The following is a 17,674-nucleotide window of genomic DNA, read 5'->3' as shown; positions in this document are numbered from 1 at the left end:
GTTCGTACCAATGGCCAGGGGATGGCGTTGCCTTCCACCGCGCGGCCAAGTGCTTATCACATTACGAACCAAACAGTTTTTCCAGTCCCGGTACGCTCAGGCCGCCGGTCGCCTTCTGCATTTCCGCACTGATGAGGCCACGGGCTTTTTCATAAGCGTCGTTGCATGCAGCCGCAATCAGGTCTTCCACGATCCGCTGGTCGGCGTCGGCCCCGCTGCCCGCAAGGGTTGCGAGGATCGTTGGATCGAGCTTGACGCTCTTGACTTCAAGTTTGCCGTTCATGGTCACACGCACAGCACCGGCCCCCGCATCACCTTCCACTGTCCGCCGTGACAACTCCTGCTGCATCTGGTCAGCCTTGGCCTGAAGATCACCCATCTGTGACATCAGGCCGGCGAGGGATTTGAGGTTGTTCAACATAAGTTTCTCAGGATTGAATATCAGGCGGTTGGCCGGTCGTCTTCCACGTCAGCATCGTAGTCTCCATCACTGGCAAAGGGTGACGGTTCCGATCCGGCATGAGAAGGCGGCTCGACTTTGGATGCTTCGCTCGCGCTCTGCGATTCGCCGGTTTTGACCTGCCCCTCTGGGTGGACCGCGACAACCTGCACGTCGAACAGGTCCATCACCTGTCTGACCAGCGGCAGCTCCATCGCCTGCTGGAGCGAAGACTGGCTGGAAGATGGTCCGGCAGATGTCGTGGAGGGATTCACGGCGGACGGCGAGGCCGGCGGCTCAATCTCGATCTTCACCGGCGAACCCAGCACGCTTCCGAAAATCTGTGAAAGCTGCTCACGGCGCTGATCGGTGACAAACTTGTAAATCTCACGGTGTCCCGGTTGGGCGATGAGCTTTGCCACGCCGCCGGCCAGCTGCTTCAACGCGAACGTCCTGATCCAACCCAGCGCGGGCTTGTCGGCAACGAAGGCAAGCACTTCATTCCACGCAGCAGCGGGGTCACCTGCCCCGATTTGCCGTGGAGACTTCGGCACGCCTGGTGTCGGTACCACTGGACGGGCGGTGTTTACCGAGGATGATCCGGTCCTTTGTAAAGGTGACGGGACAGGACGTGCGGATGGAGGCGGAACGGGTGAGACAGATTGGGGAGACTCAACTTCTAACTGAGCTTTTTTTTTTCCGCAGATGAACCCGCCGATGGCGCAGCTGAACCCGCCAGAATCGCGGTTACATCAGCCATCTTTTCAGCCAACGCCAGCCGAACAATGGTCGCATCCAGCAGAGCCCTGGGGTTTGAGCTTGATTTACCGGCCCGCTGGAGGTTTTCACACAAAGCGATCATGTGTACCAGACCCGCTGCGTCGAACTTCGCGCCTTGTGCGGTTGCGATTGCTTTGGCGTCTTCGCTGAGTTCGATCAGTTCGCTCTGCGGGCCGCAGGCTGAAATCAGGAGCAATTGCCGCAATCGCTCGATGAGGACTTCGAGAAATTGGTCCTGTGCGATGCCCTGGTCGAGCAATGCTGCGGATCGATTGAGAGACTCGGCTACGTCCCCCGCTGCCAGTGCGTCCACCAGTGAGACGACCATTTCCTGCGGAGGCAGCCCCAGCATCTGCACCAGCACGTTGGAAGTCAGCGGCGACTCTCCGGTAGCGATAAGTCGATCCAGCAGGCTCAGCGCATCGCGCATCGAGCCATTTCCCAGACGCGCCACCTGCCAGACGATGTCCTCGTCTGCCTTGACTTTCTCGCTCTTGAGTACGTCTTTGAGATGACCGGCGATTTTGGCCGTCGGGATATTGCGGAAATCAAACCGCTGACAGCGCGACTGGATCGTCGCCGGCACCTTGTGCGACTCGGTCGTACAGAGGATGAACTTCACATGAGAAGGAGGCTCCTCCATGGTCTTGAGCAGCGCGTTGAATGCACTGGTCGAGAGCATGTGAACTTCGTCGATGATGTACACCTTGAATCGCGCGTTTCCGGTGGGTGCGAGACTCGCGTTGGCGATGAGCTGGCGCGCATTATCAACGGAGTTGTTGGACGCTCCGTCGATCTCGATGACATTCAGATCGTCGCCGCGCATGATCGCCTCCGCCATGCGCTGCTGAACATCCTGAGGCGGGTATTCAAAGGGATCTTTTTTCGAATCAGGCGGTTTGGGGCAATCGGGCATCGAGTCCGGCGCATTGAGTGCCCGGGCAAAGATGCGGGCCATGGAGGTCTTGCCGACGCCGCGGGTTCCGGTGAACAAATATGCGTGCGCGATCCGCCCCATCGCAATCGCGTTCTTCAAGGTTTTAGCGATCGTCTCCTGCCCCACGACCTCGTCGAAGGCACTCGATCGGTAACGTCTTGCCAGAACGGTGTAGGCCATGGCGTGATTCAACGGGTGAAAGCGAAACCCGGATTTTCGCAGCGTTACAAGCCGCCAATCTGTCTCGGACCCTGCCCTTGGCGTTTTGAGTCTGAGCTGTCAGCCCTTGACTTCACCACGCCACGGGGAGAGATGGCCAGGACACCGACGGCACCGGGCGAACGACACTTAGGGCTGCTCCGGTCAAGGCCTGACCCGGTTCATGAGCCCACCCGTGCACCGGGCCCGGCCACCTCTCCTCGCGGCGAAAAGACTAACCCAACGCCGGATTCGGACTATAGCAGTTTTTTGGCAATCGGCTATCTCCCCCGTTTCAGCTCTGGATAAGGCTATGCGTTCCGACCCATGCAACGGGGAACCGCAGCGAACCAACAGCGTCCATGGCGCGTATGGTGCTTGTTTGGCGAACTCGTCCACGATGCCTATGCTTTAGTTGGCTTTATTCATCCACTTCATACCGCTTGCGGGGTCTCCATCATGATTCTCTACATTTTGCGCGGCGTCTTCGTGCTGCTGGTCGCGTCCGTGGCGATGCTCTACATCCTGCCTTTTCAGAAGGATCGAGGGGCGGACTTCGCAACGGTTATTCTCTTGCTCGGCGGCGCGCTGAGCGTCGGCGCGTTCATCATCGCAGCAGACGTATTCAACCGTCGCAAAAAACTTTCCTCGCTATCGGGAATATTTCTGGGGCTGCTGGGCGGTCTGCTCGCGGCCTATGCGCTCTCCTTTGTCGTGGATCTCGTGGGTGTTTACACCGCACCGGAAGTCACACTGGTACAGCCCGATATCCGGGCGAACTCCGCTGAGTACCTGAGCTTGTCCGCAGACGATCGGATCAAGATTGACGACGCCTGGAAAGCAGTGGACAAACAGACCGAACAGCGCGAGTCCTATCTCAAACTTCTTGAGGGAGTCAAAGTCATCATCGGGCTGGTGACGTGCTACATCGGCATGTCGCTGGTTTTGCAAACCAAAGACGATTTCCGTTTCGTACTGCCCTACGTCGAGTTCGCCAAGCAGGTCCGGGGAAACCGGCCGATCCTTCTCGACACCAGCGTGATCATCGACGGCAGAATCCTCGACCTGCTGAGTACGAAAATTTTTCAGGGAAGCCTGATCGTGCCCAAGTTTGTGCTGACGGAGCTTCAGACCATCGCGGACTCCGCAGACAAGCTCAAACGGGCGCGGGGGCGGCGAGGGCTGGATATTCTGCAAAAGCTTCAGGAAAACCACGAGGTGGACATCACCATTGATGAGAGTGACGCGGAAGGAGCCACCGTGGATCAGAAACTCGTGTCTGCTGCGCAGATTCAGCAGGCACGGCTGATGACCAACGATTTCAACCTCAACAAACTCGCCACCCTGCGCGGGATCGACGTGATCAATCTGAACGATCTGGCCAAGGCGTTGCGTCCGGTCGTGCTGCCGGGTGAACCGATGCGGGTGAAGATCCTCAAGGCTGGCGAGTCTGCCAATCAGGGCGTGGGTTATCTCGACGATGGAACGATGGTGGTCGTGGAAAATGCGCGGGGGCTGATGGGACAGGAGATCGAACTCGTCGTCACAAGCTCTTTGCAGACCTCGGCCGGCCGCATGATTTTCGGACGATCCCAAAGCGGTGAAGCTGAGCAGACACCCTCAACGGCTAACGAGCCGTCCGCTGCGACACCTGCAGCATCGGCGTCAAATACCGCATCGGGTGAACAGATTCCGCACCGGCAAAGCCGTCCCGGTCCCAGTGCAAGAAATCCCCGCAGACTCTGAATCGTTACTCGACAACGCAACGATTCGGGCAGTTGGAAAGTCGCAAAAGGAGGATTGCCGATCTGTGGTGATCCAACCTCTCTGCGTGACAGCCGTTTCAGATACCGAGAGCTTTTGCGATTGTCGCACCGAGATCAGCGGGGCTTTCTGCGATGTGGCATCCAGCCGCACGCAGCGCAGCCAGTTTCGATTCTGCGCCGCCTTCGCCGCCGGAAATAATCGCGCCCGCGTGTCCCATTCGTCGTCCGGGAGGAGCGGTGCGACCGGCGATAAACGCCGCCACCGGCTTTTTGACGTGCTGTTTGATGTACGCTGCGGCCTGTTCCTCGTCGGTACCGCCGATCTCACCGATCATGACGATGCCGTGCGTCTCGGCGTCCGCGTTAAAGAGCGCAAGGCAATCAATGAAACTAGTACCTCGTACCGGGTCGCCGCCGATGCCGACACAGCTCGACTGACCAAGCCCGCGTGAGCTGGTCTGCCAGACTGCTTCGTAAGTCAGCGTGCCGGATCGGCTGATGATGCCGACACCTTTTTTCGTTTTCGATTCCGTAACCGGTGTATGGATGTAGCCGGGCATGATTCCGATCTTGCACTGTCCGGGGGTAATGACACCCGGGCAATTCGGGCCGATGAGCCGGGCGGCCTTGAACTGCGTGTCCATCGCCTGCTTGACGCGGGTCATGTCAATGACCGGGATGCCCTCGGTGATGGCGACGATCAGCTTGATGCCCGCATCCGCTGCTTCAAGGATTGCGTCAGCGGCAAACGGAGGCGGGACAAAGATCATGGTCGCGTTCGCGCCTGTGGCCTGTACCGCTTCAAAGCAGGTGTTGAACACCGGCAGGCCGTTCGCATCCTTCGTCCCACCTTTTCCGGGCGTCACTCCGCCAACCATCTGCGTGCCGTAGTCGAGGCAGCCTTTGGTATGAAACGCACCGGCTGCACCGGTGATGCCCTGGCAGATCACTTTCGTCGATTTATCAACAAGAATGCTCATAAAATGTCTCGATGGTTGGGGGGCTAAAGATAGCGGCATCTCGCGTCAACCACAATGGGGCGGTCTCCACGCTGCCGGCTGGTGCTAACGTTCATGACCCGGTACGGCCCCCACTTCCGCACGAATACGCGACCGGATGCCGCCACGGCCCTTCCAATCCGTGATCAGCACCATCCACCGCGGCTTCATCACTTTGGAAAGATCGTCTGCGATACGATTTGTCACCGCTTCGTAGAAAATCCCTTCCGAGCGAAAACTCTGGTAATACAACTTGAGGCTTTTCAGCTCCACGCAGTGCTTGTCGGGGCTGTATCGCAAGGTCACCGAACCGAAGTCCGGGTGACCGGTCTTCGGACAGACACTGGTGAACTCATCGGACACGTGTTCGATGACGTAATCACGTCCGGGGGCAGGGTTGTCGAACATTTCAAGGAGCGCAGCTTGGGGCATGGGAGACCTCACAGAACCTACAGAATAGCGAAGAACATCCGATCGCGTCGTTTCTCAACCGCTGAAATCGAAAAGAACGGATCGCAACACCGTCATTCGACTGGCAGGTCGCGTCGATCGCGCCTGCCTGATACCTTATGCGCGCACGCCATCGAGCACCGCCATGCCTGAAAAACTCACTGACGATCAAGTACGCCACGTCGCAAAGCTCAGCCGTCTGCGGCTGGGTGAAGATGAAGTATCGCAAATGGCGAGCAGGCTGTCGGCGGTGCTTGATTATGTCTCGAAGCTCAACGAGCTCAATGTGGACGGCGTGGAACCCATGGCCCACGCGATGGAGCTTAACAACGTGCTGCGTGAGGACGAACCGCGAGCTGGGTTACCCAACGATGCGGTGCTGGCCAATGCCCCGGAGAAAACGCCGCCATTCTTCCGTGTCCCCAAAGTGATTGGTGATGGAGGCGGCGCGTAAGCGGTCGCCACGTTATTCGACATGGAAATCAAAGTCCCCAACCTGACTCCGCTGGTCGAGGCGATCGACGCCTTGTCGATCAAAGCCCAACATTTTTTTGTCGTCGGCTTGATCCTCGCATTGACGTCGTTGTTCCGAAGTCAGTCCTCCATCGGCCTGGGGATTGCCTCTGGTGCAGCTTTGCTATCGGCTGCCTGGCTGCAATCGATCACGCTCAGAGCATTCCTGAAACAGGTGCAAAACGCCTCCTCAACAAGTACCGCTTCGTCGACCGTGACACCCCAACCCGTTACCCCAGCGAACAACACGGAGTCCGTACATACAACAGCGAAGCCGTTACCCACAGAGCCTATTGATCTCGAACCGTTACCCCCCTCGCAGACATGATCGACCCCACAAAAACCACCTTGATCCAGACACGGGACGCGATCGCTGCGCGGCAGATTTCCGCGCGTGCGACAGTCGATGCTTACTTTGATCGAATCGACCGCCTGAATCCAAAGCTCACCGCCTATCACGAGACCTATCGCCAGCGAGCGCAGCAGCGGGCAACCGAGGTGGATACCGGGAAGATCACCGGCCCGCTCGCAGGCGTACCGATCGCGATCAAGGACAACATGTGTACCGATTACGGTCGCACAACCTGTTCTTCAAAGATTCTCGAAAACTTCCACGCTCCTTACACGGCAACCGCAGTCCAGCGACTCGAAAATGCAGGCGCGATTGTGCTGGGTAAAACCATCCTGGACGAGTTCGCGATGGGCTCATCCACCGAAAACTCCGCGTTTGGCCCCAGCCGCAATCCTTGGAATACCGCCTGCGTCCCCGGCGGATCGTCAGGCGGATCGGCGGCGGCACTCGCGGCTGACCTCTGCGCCGGCTCGCTGGGGTCCGATACCGGCGGCTCCATCCGACAGCCTGCGGCACTCTGCGGTGTCGTCGGAGTCAAACCGACCTATGGCCGCGTCAGTCGATACGGGCTGGTCGCCTTCGCCAGCAGTCTCGATCAGATCGGGCCGTTCGCTCACACCGTGGCGGATGCAGCATTACTGCTCCAGATCCTGTCGGGACATGATCCGCTTGACTCAACCAGCGCAGACGTATCGGTGCCTGATTACTCAGCTGCATTGGCAGTACCGATGGAGCGCGGCATTCGGATCGGACTAGCCAAGCAATACCTGTCCGACTCCAATCATCCCGCGCTGACCAAAGCCATCGAGACGGCTGTAGCGGCGTATAAGCAAGCCGGCGCACAGATCGTCGAGGTGGACTTGCCGCACACCGAGTACGGCATTCCCACGTACTACATCGTGGCGACGGCGGAAGCGTCCAGCAATCTTGCCCGGTATGACGGTATCCGCTACGGCCATCGCAGCTCACAGGCGAGCGATCTGGCGGATCTCTACTCCCGCTCACGAGCTGAGGGTTTCGGCCCCGAAGTTAAACGACGGATCATGCTGGGCACCTACGCGCTTTCGAGCGGCTATTACGATGCCTATTACCTGCGTGCTCTGAAGGTCCGCAGACTCATCAAACGAGACTTTGATCGGGCTTTTGAAAATTGTGATGCGATTCTCTGCCCCACCACCACGGGGCCGGCCTTCAAGTTCGGTGAAAAGACGGATAACCCGCTCGAAATGTATCTCAACGATGTTTACACCGTAAACGCTAATCTCGCTGGCATTCCTGGCATCAGCATACCCGGCGGCTTCGCCGAAACGGATGGCGGAAGGATGCCGCTGGGCCTGCAATTACTCGGCAATGTCTTCGATGAAGCACGACTGTTCCGCATCGCGCAGTTTCTGGAAAAGTCGCTCGACCTCGCGAAGGAACGTCCGACTCTCTGAGTCAGCTTTGACCGGCGACGCAGACCGTTATACTCACAGTGACGAACCCATCGGAAGGGCTGGCTCGCCCTGCCGCGTGACCTCGGCTGTTGTTGCGTATCGGAATCCACACAGACGGAGGCAGTCATGGCCAAAGTGAATGACAAGCGTCCCTTCGTCGGTATAGATCTAGGCGGGACCAATATCCAGGTCGGCGTTCTGGGAAAAAACCACAAACTCCTGGCCACCACGCGCAGCAAGACAAAAGCGGATGAAGGCTCCGAATCTGTCGTCAAACGCATCGCCAGAACGGCACGTGATGCGCTGGATGAAGCGGGAGTAAAAACGAATGAAGTCGGCGGCATCGGCATCGGTGCTCCGGGTGTCGTGGACATACGCAAAGGTGTGGTCCTTACGGCTGTCAACCTGCGATGGAATGAGTTCCCGCTCGCCAAACTCTTGAGTCGTGAACTCGATCAGTTGCCGGTCACTCTGGACAACGATGTGAATGTTGGCACTTGGGGTGAATACAAAGCTGGAGCTGCGAAAGGATATGACGACGTGCTGGGCGTCTTCGTCGGCACAGGTATCGGCGGAGGACTCGTGCTGGACGGCAAGCTCTACCACGGCCACTTTCTGACTGCGGGGGAAATTGGACACACGGTGCTGATCGCTGACGGACAGCGCGGACGGAGAACGCTTGAAAACCTCGCGAGTCGGACAGCGATCACTTCGTTAATTGTTCAACTAATCCAGTCCAACCACGCGAGCAAAGTACCCCAGATCGCAGGAGGCGACTTGGCCAACGTCCGATCAAAGGTTCTTGCGGAGGCGATGTCCAAGGATGACAAGCTGACCGTCGAAGTGATCCAGAAAGCGGCGCATTATGTGGGAGTGGCAATCGCTAACCTTGTAACGGTCATGAGCTTACCCTGTGTCGTCCTGGGGGGCGGGGTCACCGAAGCATTGGACAAACGATGGGTGGAATGGGTCCGGCAGAGCTTCGAGGCGACAGTTTTTCCACCGGATTTAACTCAATGCCGGATTTTACCCAGCAAACTCGGAGATCATGCTGGTTGCATCGGAGCAGCGTTATTAGCACGGGAAAGGCTGGCTTAAACGACCTCGGAATGCACCGGTATCAAAAAAAATGTTAACTTAGTGAAAAAAGGACTTGAAACCTTGCCTAGAATGGTCAGAATAATTGGAGTTTTTAAGTCGAGGATTCCGATTCTCTAACTACTACCTTGCTTTCTCCCCTCCGCCCCGTTGTCGCTTCGGCGGCAGCGGGGTTTTTTATTTTGCCTAAACCTCCCACTCGTTGCCATTATCGCAACCGGCTAAGTCGGTTTACATTCGTATTGCTTCCACAGTCTGGCCGGCACGCAGCGAGATAATCCAGTCACTTCCCTGGCGAGCTACGCCGCGCTGACTCCATTTCACTTTGTTTCCCACAAACGGATCACGAAGCCGCAGCGTCGTATCTGCGTGTGCTGTTACTCGCACCGAGGAAGTCTTACCATCGCGTCGTACGGCTGACACTCGCATGGCACCTTCCGCGCAAAGATTGTCGAATGAAACATCACGCCAACTTTCCGAGACACACGGAAATACGCGAACCGTTCCACCCCAGCTTTGAAGCAGCATCTCATGAACCGCCTGCGCTGCAGCAAAGTTTCCTTCCAGCGTGAATGGGCGATACTTGAACGCGGACACGCCGAGATTTTTGTAATCACCGTTGAGATGAAACCCATTCCTCGAAGTGCAGGCCTTGAGGTAGGTTTCCAGCATGGTTCGTGACTTTTCCGCTTGTTCGGCACGGGCGGCGATACATGACATCCACGAAAAGCTGTAACCGCACCAGTAGCCGCTGCCGAGCCTGTCGATCTGCGTGAGTGACCCCTTGATGACCGCGCGGTCGTGATCGCTGCCCTCGATGTGCAACGTCCCCAGCGGATGAATCGGCATGAGTTGCGAGAAGTGCCGATGCGACTCAGTCAGGGACTCATCAACTGCCAACCGCAGGGCCGGCCCGCCCCAATCCTCAGCCACAGCAAAGTCATCTAACTGCGCAAGCAGGTTGCTCCAGTGTGTCGCAGCAGCATCGTCCTCAATCTCCCGCGCCATTTCCACCAAGGCTCCAAAAAGCCAGCGCAGCAGGGACAAGTCATACGTGGTGTTAGGTGTCATCCATGCCTTGAGCGTGTTGTCGTGTACTTCCGGTGAAGCGGAGAGCGGTAGTTTGAGTTTTTCGTTTGCGTCGGGTTCGAGCATGGCAGCCAGTGCGGTACCAACCTCCGCACACCATGGATAAGCACGGCTGCGGAGAAACTCCTGGTCCATCGTGTAACGCCAGTGCAGATAAAAGGCGTGCGCCAGCCATGCGGAGTTGATCGGGACCACCGTGTACTGCGCCCAGCCACCCAGCGGCTGTCCGTCCAGAGCTGCGACCCCGGGCAAAATAGCTCCGGGGGTGCCGTAAAATTCCTTCGCAAACTTTCGGCCTCGCGGCAAGAGATCCCACAGAAAATCGAGGAAGCACAACCCCTCCTCCCAGTGCCCGGATTGCAGATACGCCCAATAGGTCAATTGCGTGTTGAGATCGTGGTGATAATCCCCCTTCCAAGGCGGGAGCTTGCCTTCGTCGGCAGTCCACACACCTTGCAGCGGCATCGGTGGAGCACCACGACGCGACGCACTGCCATAGAAATACTGCACGATCTCGTAGTGCTGCTGGATCGCCTTGTCAGGAAGCTTGACGCGGGATTGCGACCAGAATTTTTTCCACCACGCAACGTGAGGACGGAGCATTTTCGAGAAGCCGGCTGCAACTGCGTCCGCTACGCGCGCCTTGCCGATGGCGACGGGATCAGGTCCGTCATTTGTGCAGGTAACGGTGTACGCCACAAGAAGGCCGCCGACAACATTGCGCGTTGCGACCACGATGGCGAACGCGAACGAATCCACGCTGCGCTGAAGTGACCACTGAACGGTCCCTGAGCGACCGACAACCGGCGGCGGGTATCCGAGTACCGCCAGATCGCCGGTCTGTAGCGAACTTTTCTGTGCCACGGTGACATTGCCGCCAAAGGCAGCCGGTACCACCCGCACTTTCGCGGCTGCAGCACCCTTTCCCGTCAGCAACACCATCCCTACCGAGGCGGTTGCGCTGCAAAAAACTTGCGCAGCACCACCCTTCCATCTCGATGATCCGATTGCCCGTGCCAAATCCAGGTTGAAGGATTCCAGCCCAACGCCTCTGCCGAGTGTAATCTCGATTCGGCCCGCGGGAATCTTCGTCGGATAGGGACCGTTGTAAGGCTCATCGAACCGGCGCACGATCTCCGCGTGATTTTTCTCCTTGACGAGCCGCTTGAGCGTCGCCCAGTTCCAATCCGGCTCCTCAAACGTGGGGATTGGACGCAGATCCCACATATCGCCGCGGTCGAGCGAAAGTTTGATTTGATTTTTCGCTCCCCAGAGCAGCGTGCCCATCAGACCGTTACCCAGCGGAATCGCTTCATCCCACCGATCGATCGGAGCAGTCAGGTGCAGGTCTAGCATGTGCTTTCCTTAATCGCGATTTGCCGTGACAAATGACTAAGTTTACCGAATCGACGATCACGATTTGAAGATGCAGCTCAATCGTAAAGTCGGCAATGTCAGGCGAGGACAGGCTTCGTATTTCAATGTCACAGCTGAAATTTGCACTGTACCATGACGCCGCCGCTGGGACTCGGTAAGATTTCTCACCTTTAGAGGAGTCTCTCATGAAAGTAGCCACCTTCGACACCGCCAAGGGAAAAATCCGCGTCAAGCTTCACGCTGACAAGGTTCCCAAGACCGTCGCCAACTTTGAAAAACTAGCTGGCGAGGGTTTTTACGATGACTTGGTCTTCCACCGCGTCATCGCGAACTTCATGATTCAAGGCGGTTGCCCCGAAGGTACGGGACGAGGCGGGCCGGGTTATAAGTTTGCGGATGAGTTCCATCCATCGCTCAAGCATGACAAACCCGGCATCCTTTCGATGGCCAATGCCGGCCCCAACACCAACGGCAGCCAGTTTTTCATCACGCACGAACCAACGCCGTGGCTGGATAATAAACACAGCGTGTTTGGTGAAGTGATCGAAGGTCAGGACGTGGTCAATAAAATCAAACAGGGTGACAAGATCAACAGCATTCAGATCAGCGACGAAAAGTAGCGTCAGCCACGGATGACGGGAGTCACCCTTGCCTCGCGGCTGACTCGTGGCATAGACGTGTTGTTGATCTGAATGAGCGTTCCACGTTCCGCGGTGGCCAGCAACTCATTGTTCGGCGTGCGATCCCTATCCAACAGACGCAGCGGCACTAACCGCCCCCCGCTGTCGCAGAGGGTGCGTTCCATTTTGCCCTTGCTGTTAAGCGCATCACTCACGAGACGACCTGACAGCTCTTCCCACGGATGGAGCGGAGGGGAATTCTGACGGGGCACCATCACGATGAAGGAGTATTTGGTTCGTTCATCGCGCCGTCGTGTGAGAGCCTGAACCTTGGCCACGCGAGGCGTTGGATTCCATTGTCGCATCTCGTGGCACCAGTCACGGTCACCCGCTGCGAGCATCGGGCAACGTTCCTGATGAAGACACGGAGCCAGAACGACAGCACGGCCATCGGCGAGAATCCTGTCGCGTGCGGCGTGAAGTTTCCTCGTAGTCTCTCGGAGGGCTGGCTCAATCACGATGGTCGGGCCTCGTGTCGCCCAATTCAGTATCCAGTCCGTTCGAAGCCGATCCGCCTCCGCTGCGGCGAACGGCAACTCATTGACCACAGCCTGAGCCAGACACAGATCAAATGACCATGTTGTTGAAACTTCCGAGGATTGGGTCAAGTCTGTCACCTGCGATTCACTCTCCAGAGCGATACCGGCTAATTTCGCAACTTCACGAACGATCACCTTCCACATTCGCAAAGCCCGCTCGTCGGCATCGAATCCATGAAGACGAACTGCCTGAACCTTCGTAGGGTCCAGAGAGAGAAGCAGCCCTGCCGACGTAGCTCCTACACCCGCGCCAACATCGACAACACGCAGTAAGTCGTAAGGTTTGCTGCCGTAGCGTTCGTAAAGCTCGCGCAGAATCAGAAACACTTTCGACGCGTCAGAAATCAGGAAATACATGACCTTGGCTACGAGGTGGGCGGGATCATCTATCGCGCCAAGCATGGTGTCGCGGCCGGTTGTGTAAAGATCGGATAAGGCCTCTACCCGCTCAGCGACTCTCTGAGGTGTGGGTTCCGCCCGCGCCAGGCCGAGCTTGCTCGCCCCTTCACACCAGAGCCACTCCTCCAGCAATATGAGTCGATGACGAAATTGATCGAGTGATACCACCGGCAGCATGTGTGGTTCCGTCAGCGCGCTGTTGAAAAATCAACGGGTGTCCTTGTCGGTCCGAACCCATACCTCGCGCGTGCGTGGGCCATCGAACTCGCAGAACCAGATACCCTGCCAGCGGCCGAGTTGAAGTCGGCCTGCTTCGATCAATACCGTCACGCTTGACCCCATCATCGACGCCTTCACGTGAGCTGCACTGTTTCCTTCACCATGACGATAAAAAGGCTGCTCCCAGGGCACCATCGCATCCAGTTGCTTCAGGAAATCATGGACGACATCTGGATCAGCATTTTCGTTGATGGTGATGCCCGCGGTGGTGTGCGGGACGTACACAGTTGCTAAGCCGGTATGTAGCTGGGTGCCGGACACCAGCGACTGCACGCTCTGGGTGATCTCGACCATCTGGCTGCGCGATTGTGTTTTGACTTCGAGACGGTGCATGGCCAAATGACCGGAAAAGTAACGGGATCGTCAATGGAAAACCGTCGAATGCGGTTCTGATGGACCGCCGCAACTGGAAAATATCTTTGGCTCAGGGCGATTGTCGTCACATCCCGCATGAGCCGCGAGGGTCTCCGCATCTGCCGCAACCCGGTCCCGTATGGACATGCTCTCCTGAACCGCCGACCGTGGTGGCGACGAGACTTTTGGCACGCTTGGTTTTTTCGCTGCCGCAGTGTTCGCATGCCTGCGGTTTATCCGCATCACGCATGGCGCGGATGACCTCAGTGACCTTCTTGCAATTCTGACATTCGTATTCGTAAACAGGCATGGGAATCTCCTCGATTACCAATGGCGGCGTGTATGGGTAAAGCTTGCAACTTCCTCATCGGCAAACAATGCTAGATTCTATGTCCCACACCCTCAACGAGAAAACTATGCCTCATCGCACCTCTCCCTCGCGCTTCGATACCTCCAAGTTTGAGTACGTCCACCAGATCGGCGGAATACGTACCGCGACACTCGACGGCCCCGGCGTCGGTTCGCCGCATGGCGGACGGGTTGCCCTTGTGGACACTGGCAGCGGATTGCGCTTCACTGTGGCACTCGACCGAGGCGGAGATATTGTCGATGCCAAATTCAACCAGCACAGCCTCGTCTATCTCTCGCCTAATGGACTGGTCGCGCCGAATCACGCATATCACTTCGGCTTGGCATGGTTGCGAGGTTGGGCAGGCGGACTGGTCACGACTTGCGGTCCGGAGCACATGGGCGGCCCGCGAGTGGAAGACGGGATCGAGACCACGTTGCACGGTCGATTTTCCAACATGCCCGCTGCCATCGAAATGATGATTAATCCCGACCCGCATCGAGGCATCGAGGACATGATGCTTTCGCTCATCATCCGTGATGCACAGGTATTTGGGCCGGTATTGGAAATACGGCGACTCATCCGCGCCCGTCTCGGCGAGTCGGAGATCTTCATTGACGATGAAGTGCTCAACCGCGGTGATGTGCGCACCGCTCACCACTACCTCTATCACTGCAACTTCGGCTATCCGCTGCTGGATCGCGGTACGCGCCTGATTTTTGCCGGGAAAGGTGAATACTGGCAGGTGCCCGGCAGCGGGGATTCCATCATCCGCAAAATCAGCGATGCTCAGATGAATGCCCTCAAACGTGTGCCCGATGTATTACCCGAACACGCGGGAAGCGGCGAACGTGGTGTTATTCTCGATGTTAAACCGCAGCGCGGAGGTGCAGCCCGGATCGGCTTGATCAATGAAAATCTGGGATTGGGTGTTGAGCTCCAATTCCCGACCAAGGCTATGCCTCGTCTGGCCTGCTGGCAGCATTACGGGCCGGCTGGAGCGTATGTCTGCGGCCTCGAACCTTTTTCAGGGTCTCTCTTAGGTAAAGCCAAGGATAACCACCCGACGGCAGAGCAGTACCTCGAGCCGGGAGAGTCGAGAAAATACAGCTTGCGAATCCGTGCCCTGACGACCTCTCAGGAGTTGAAAAGCCTCGCTGCCGCGGACGGCCCGGTGGGTAATCGATAAACACAGAGGTGACCGCTGACCAACAGAGCGGCTGATTGCTTTCCGCTGTCCTACTTTTGCAGATTGCCTTTGTCGTGAGTCAGCGTCCACATGGTCAGCAGGATGTAGTTCGCGCCGCGATAGGTTGTCACTTCACCTGAAGCAACGAAGGGGGTATTGTCGCCTCGCTCCTGAAGCACGTCTTCAAGGTTTTCAAGAGTTTGGCTGGGCAAGACGATCAGCGGGCTTTCGGGTGAGCTTTTGTTTTCCGATTCAAAAACAATCGTGACCTGCGACCCGTTCGCTGCGCGGACGAGCCTTGCTGTACGGTTGACGATGAACTCCCCTTCTCGACGGAGCTTCGCGGTTGAACCGCCTGCACCCGACAAGCTCGGCGCTACACCGACAACGGCCGGATCGAGATTAACCTTGGTACTGGGTGGTGTGCCCTCACCCGAACGATTATCCCGCGCACGGCGAGTCGGTTCGATGATCGGATTGCTCTTGAGCTGAGCATCCAGCTCATTCTTCACATCATCCGCTGAACGAGAGTCACTGGATGAGGAATTTTCGGGTTGTGTGGCCGCATCATTGTCGGCGGGAGCCGTGTCCTGCGCAACAAAGGCCAGCGGTGAAAGGGCTGTTACGGAGAGAGCGAACATCAAAACAAACCGAGACGGCAACGGTTTCATGGGCAAACTCCCTGATCGAACGAGTAACGCACGAGTCCCCATATTATCGAACACTTGCCTGGAGCGACTGAAGAAGGCATAAGCCGTTTCCCGACGGAAGTCAGCCCTAATCATCGCCGCGTAGCTGCTGGAGAATTAAACAACCGGTGCTTTAATCTGCCCAAGGATCAGCTTGGCTGCCTCCGCGGCCAGGTTCCAGACATCGGCAGGAGTCATTTCGGAATATTTGCGATTAGCCTGACCGCTTGGGCCGGTGGCTATGACCGCTGCGGAATGCTGAAGATGCGGCTCAAGGCTGAGCGGTCCATGCCATTGACGCGAAAGCGCATCGGCCAGAATTTCGCGCACTCGCCCCACGCCTGCTCCAACCGGAACATGCTGGCCGCTTACATCGCTGTCTTTCAAGTGGAATGCGTCCGTGTAGTCACGCAGCTCCTGCCAGATTGTCCATGCATCCTTACCCGTACGGTTGAAGTTATCGAAATCGAAAATCATCCGAAATGCGCCAGCCTCGCCGGGCTTTGCATCTCCGCGAATTTCACGGGCGATGACTCGGACATTTTTCGACGTGTCACCAAAGATGTGGCTTTCATTCTCGTGATAGAGCACCAAACCGAGTTCTTCCGCAAGCTCTCGCAACATTTTGAGCCGCGTCAAACTTTCACTCTGCCATTCGGCTAACGGCCGGTTGGTTTTATTGAAGTAGCTGAATATCCGTACCGCTTTACAGCTGAATATCTCGGAAAGCTTTCCCAGATGGGTGAGCTTTGCAAGATCCATTTGCATGTCATCCGTGATGTCGATTTTTCCAATCGGAGAGCCAAACATCGCCACACTGATATTGGCAGCGGCGAGTTTCCGTTGAATATCTTCCGCCTTGTTCAGCGGAAGCTGTGAGATGTTGTGGCCATCGATCCCGCGGAGATCAATATGCCTGAACCCCGCCCGCTTGATAACAGTGATCTGGACATCCGAAGCTTCTCCTGCCTCGTCCGCAAAGCCGCTGAGCGGCCAGGATGTCGTGCAGGATTTGAGTGCTATGGTGGTCATAAAGAAAGATCAATGACTATTTCCGTCAAAAATCCCAGTGCTTTGGGCACATCCGCTGATGACAGGGATTGATGAGTAAGACGAGTTCTAGCGTTGAATTTCGACAGGTCCGTTCGGGCGTTTCTGCAACGCCTTCTCCACGCTTGTATGCCACGACACCACGCGCTTGACCTGCCACTTAGATACCGGATCCCACCCCATATCTACGGTCATGAGTTGGCGTCCCGACTCCGGCACCTTGTAATCCCATGGCCGAATGACATCTACCGCAGCCTGCGACCCGCGAATGCGGATTTCCTTTACTTCCACGACGGTCATGCCCTCGGATATACCACGGCTTGACCACATGGCTGACGGGCTGATGCGCGGCAAAATCGTGTCATAGGTGAGAGGTAACGTACCCGGTGGAAGGACGATCTGAACATCCTGATCGGCAGGCTTATCCGCCAGCGCAGCACGAAGAGCGGCAACTTCAACATGACGCACAGTTTCTTCATTTGGATCGTGGATTGCTGCATCACCCGCATGAGGCGGGATATTCACCCACGTGGCGCAACCAGACAACGAGGTCGCAGTAAATAGACCGATCAACAACACGACAACGCGATGTAGCATGACGATTCCCCTGTGTGCTGTGGCATTGTAACAGCGGGTTTGAGGGAAGGATGAAATATCCGCCGTGTTTGCAAAGTAAAAATAAGTGAACTGTCGGTCGCGGATATTTTGAGCCA

Annotated in this window: 19 protein-coding genes and 1 other RNA gene; 7 read left to right on the top strand and 13 right to left on the bottom strand. The window is 57.0% G+C overall.

The genetic code is table 11. The annotated features are described in order from the left end of the window. Window positions 1-61: 61 nt before the first annotated feature. From IT444_07255 to ffs, 4 genes are all read right to left on the bottom strand, one after another. On the bottom strand, window positions 62-421 hold the full coding sequence (locus IT444_07255) for a YbaB/EbfC family nucleoid-associated protein (protein ID MCC7192565.1): 360 nt from the start codon (window positions 419-421) through the stop codon (window positions 62-64). A gap of 20 nt (window positions 422-441) precedes the next feature. Next, complete coding sequence (locus tag IT444_07250; GenBank protein MCC7192564.1) at window positions 442-993, bottom strand: hypothetical protein; 552 nt, start codon at window positions 991-993, stop codon at window positions 442-444. A gap of 125 nt (window positions 994-1,118) precedes the next feature. Then, entirely contained in the window at window positions 1,119-2,336 is a 1,218-nt protein-coding gene (gene dnaX / locus IT444_07245) for a DNA polymerase III subunit gamma/tau (protein MCC7192563.1), read from the bottom strand. A gap of 131 nt (window positions 2,337-2,467) precedes the next feature. Beyond that, window positions 2,468-2,567, bottom strand: an RNA gene (gene ffs / locus IT444_07240) — signal recognition particle sRNA small type. 246 nt (window positions 2,568-2,813) lie between these two features. On the opposite strand from ffs, the gene IT444_07235 reads away from it, so the two are divergent. Then, on the top strand, window positions 2,814-4,100 hold the full coding sequence (locus IT444_07235) for a hypothetical protein (protein MCC7192562.1): 1,287 nt from the start codon (window positions 2,814-2,816) through the stop codon (window positions 4,098-4,100). Between the two features lie 97 nt (window positions 4,101-4,197). On the opposite strand, the gene sucD is transcribed toward IT444_07235, so the two are convergent. Together sucD and queF are read right to left on the bottom strand one after the other, a co-directional pair. After that, the gene (sucD, locus tag IT444_07230) at window positions 4,198-5,100 is read right to left on the bottom strand and encodes a succinate--CoA ligase subunit alpha (protein ID MCC7192561.1); all 903 of its coding nucleotides are present in this window, start codon (window positions 5,098-5,100) and stop codon (window positions 4,198-4,200) included. An 84-nt stretch (window positions 5,101-5,184) separates the two neighbouring features. Next, window positions 5,185-5,550 carry an NADPH-dependent 7-cyano-7-deazaguanine reductase QueF gene (queF, locus tag IT444_07225; GenBank protein MCC7192560.1) on the bottom strand — a complete coding sequence of 122 codons (366 nt, stop codon included), beginning with the start codon at window positions 5,548-5,550 and terminating at the stop codon, window positions 5,185-5,187. 163 nt (window positions 5,551-5,713) lie between these two features. On the opposite strand from queF, the gene gatC reads away from it, so the two are divergent. The 4 genes from gatC (at window position 5,714) to IT444_07205 (ending at window position 8,967) form a co-directional block, all read left to right on the top strand. Continuing rightward, window positions 5,714-6,022 carry an Asp-tRNA(Asn)/Glu-tRNA(Gln) amidotransferase subunit GatC gene (gatC, locus tag IT444_07220; protein MCC7192559.1) on the top strand — a complete coding sequence of 103 codons (309 nt, stop codon included), beginning with the start codon at window positions 5,714-5,716 and terminating at the stop codon, window positions 6,020-6,022. Between the two features lie 21 nt (window positions 6,023-6,043). Beyond that, window positions 6,044-6,409, top strand: coding sequence for a hypothetical protein (locus IT444_07215; GenBank protein MCC7192558.1), 366 nt, complete (start codon window positions 6,044-6,046; stop codon window positions 6,407-6,409). After that, window positions 6,406-7,869: an Asp-tRNA(Asn)/Glu-tRNA(Gln) amidotransferase subunit GatA gene (gene gatA / locus IT444_07210; protein MCC7192557.1), complete on the top strand. Its 1,464-nt coding sequence runs from the start codon at window positions 6,406-6,408 to the stop codon at window positions 7,867-7,869. Before IT444_07215 ends, gatA begins: the two co-directional genes overlap by 4 nt. Before the next feature lie 126 nt (window positions 7,870-7,995). Beyond that, window positions 7,996-8,967, top strand: a complete 972-nt coding sequence (locus IT444_07205) for an ROK family protein (protein MCC7192556.1) — start codon at window positions 7,996-7,998, stop codon at window positions 8,965-8,967. Window positions 8,968-9,198: 231 nt separating this feature from the next. Here IT444_07205 and IT444_07200 read toward each other — a convergent pair whose 3' ends face one another. Beyond that, the gene (locus tag IT444_07200) at window positions 9,199-11,412 is read right to left on the bottom strand and encodes a glycoside hydrolase N-terminal domain-containing protein (protein ID MCC7192555.1); all 2,214 of its coding nucleotides are present in this window, start codon (window positions 11,410-11,412) and stop codon (window positions 9,199-9,201) included. A gap of 206 nt (window positions 11,413-11,618) precedes the next feature. Between IT444_07200 and IT444_07195 the strand changes: the two genes are divergently transcribed. Then, on the top strand, window positions 11,619-12,053 hold the full coding sequence (locus tag IT444_07195; GenBank protein ID MCC7192554.1) for a peptidylprolyl isomerase: 435 nt from the start codon (window positions 11,619-11,621) through the stop codon (window positions 12,051-12,053). Between the two features lie 2 nt (window positions 12,054-12,055). Here the strand turns inward: IT444_07195 and IT444_07190 are convergent, their stop codons facing one another. The 3 genes from IT444_07190 to IT444_07180 all read right to left on the bottom strand — a co-directional run bounded on the left by IT444_07190 (window position 12,056) and on the right by IT444_07180 (window position 13,994). Then, window positions 12,056-13,228, bottom strand: coding sequence for a hypothetical protein (locus IT444_07190; protein MCC7192553.1), 1,173 nt, complete (start codon window positions 13,226-13,228; stop codon window positions 12,056-12,058). Between the two features lie 30 nt (window positions 13,229-13,258). Continuing rightward, on the bottom strand, window positions 13,259-13,663 hold the full coding sequence (locus IT444_07185) for a YjbQ family protein (GenBank protein MCC7192552.1): 405 nt from the start codon (window positions 13,661-13,663) through the stop codon (window positions 13,259-13,261). A 106-nt stretch (window positions 13,664-13,769) separates the two neighbouring features. Then, window positions 13,770-13,994 (bottom strand): zinc ribbon domain-containing protein, encoded by a 225-nt coding sequence (locus IT444_07180; GenBank protein ID MCC7192551.1) that lies wholly within the window; start codon window positions 13,992-13,994, stop codon window positions 13,770-13,772. A gap of 106 nt (window positions 13,995-14,100) precedes the next feature. Between IT444_07180 and IT444_07175 the strand changes: the two genes are divergently transcribed. Further along, window positions 14,101-15,222, top strand: a complete 1,122-nt coding sequence (locus IT444_07175; protein ID MCC7192550.1) for a DUF4432 family protein — start codon at window positions 14,101-14,103, stop codon at window positions 15,220-15,222. Window positions 15,223-15,272: 50 nt separating this feature from the next. On the opposite strand, the gene IT444_07170 is transcribed toward IT444_07175, so the two are convergent. The 3 genes from IT444_07170 to IT444_07160 form a co-directional block, all read right to left on the bottom strand. Beyond that, window positions 15,273-15,893 (bottom strand): hypothetical protein, encoded by a 621-nt coding sequence (locus tag IT444_07170; GenBank protein ID MCC7192549.1) that lies wholly within the window; start codon window positions 15,891-15,893, stop codon window positions 15,273-15,275. Window positions 15,894-16,028: 135 nt separating this feature from the next. Next, the gene (locus tag IT444_07165; protein MCC7192548.1) at window positions 16,029-16,943 is read right to left on the bottom strand and encodes a TIM barrel protein; all 915 of its coding nucleotides are present in this window, start codon (window positions 16,941-16,943) and stop codon (window positions 16,029-16,031) included. 87 nt (window positions 16,944-17,030) lie between these two features. Then, window positions 17,031-17,558 (bottom strand): hypothetical protein, encoded by a 528-nt coding sequence (locus IT444_07160; protein MCC7192547.1) that lies wholly within the window; start codon window positions 17,556-17,558, stop codon window positions 17,031-17,033. Between the last annotated feature and the right edge of the window lie 116 nt (window positions 17,559-17,674).

This window comes from Phycisphaeraceae bacterium, assembly GCA_020851465.1.
Taxonomy (GTDB): domain Bacteria; phylum Planctomycetota; class Phycisphaerae; order Phycisphaerales; family Phycisphaeraceae; genus JADZCR01.
The sequence above is the reverse complement of the archived record's forward strand: the minus strand, read 5'-3'. Positions and strand labels throughout refer to the sequence as shown.

Coding starts and splice junctions, on each gene's coding strand:
- IT444_07255 (MCC7192565.1), bottom strand. CDS start 421: ATGTTGAACAACCTCAAATCCCTCGCCGGCCTGATGTCACAGATGGGT.
- dnaX (MCC7192563.1), bottom strand. CDS start 2,336: ATGGCCTACACCGTTCTGGCAAGACGTTACCGATCGAGTGCCTTCGAC.
- IT444_07235 (MCC7192562.1), top strand. CDS start 2,814: ATGATTCTCTACATTTTGCGCGGCGTCTTCGTGCTGCTGGTCGCGTCC.
- sucD (MCC7192561.1), bottom strand. CDS start 5,100: ATGAGCATTCTTGTTGATAAATCGACGAAAGTGATCTGCCAGGGCATC.
- queF (MCC7192560.1), bottom strand. CDS start 5,550: ATGCCCCAAGCTGCGCTCCTTGAAATGTTCGACAACCCTGCCCCCGGA.
- gatC (MCC7192559.1), top strand. CDS start 5,714: ATGCCTGAAAAACTCACTGACGATCAAGTACGCCACGTCGCAAAGCTC.
- IT444_07215 (MCC7192558.1), top strand. CDS start 6,044: ATGGAAATCAAAGTCCCCAACCTGACTCCGCTGGTCGAGGCGATCGAC.
- gatA (MCC7192557.1), top strand. CDS start 6,406: ATGATCGACCCCACAAAAACCACCTTGATCCAGACACGGGACGCGATC.
- IT444_07205 (MCC7192556.1), top strand. CDS start 7,996: ATGGCCAAAGTGAATGACAAGCGTCCCTTCGTCGGTATAGATCTAGGC.
- IT444_07200 (MCC7192555.1), bottom strand. CDS start 11,412: ATGCTAGACCTGCACCTGACTGCTCCGATCGATCGGTGGGATGAAGCG.
- IT444_07195 (MCC7192554.1), top strand. CDS start 11,619: ATGAAAGTAGCCACCTTCGACACCGCCAAGGGAAAAATCCGCGTCAAG.
- IT444_07190 (MCC7192553.1), bottom strand. CDS start 13,228: ATGCTGCCGGTGGTATCACTCGATCAATTTCGTCATCGACTCATATTG.
- IT444_07185 (MCC7192552.1), bottom strand. CDS start 13,663: ATGCACCGTCTCGAAGTCAAAACACAATCGCGCAGCCAGATGGTCGAG.
- IT444_07180 (MCC7192551.1), bottom strand. CDS start 13,994: ATGCCTGTTTACGAATACGAATGTCAGAATTGCAAGAAGGTCACTGAG.
- IT444_07175 (MCC7192550.1), top strand. CDS start 14,101: ATGCCTCATCGCACCTCTCCCTCGCGCTTCGATACCTCCAAGTTTGAG.
- IT444_07170 (MCC7192549.1), bottom strand. CDS start 15,893: ATGAAACCGTTGCCGTCTCGGTTTGTTTTGATGTTCGCTCTCTCCGTA.
- IT444_07165 (MCC7192548.1), bottom strand. CDS start 16,943: ATGACCACCATAGCACTCAAATCCTGCACGACATCCTGGCCGCTCAGC.
- IT444_07160 (MCC7192547.1), bottom strand. CDS start 17,558: ATGCTACATCGCGTTGTCGTGTTGTTGATCGGTCTATTTACTGCGACC.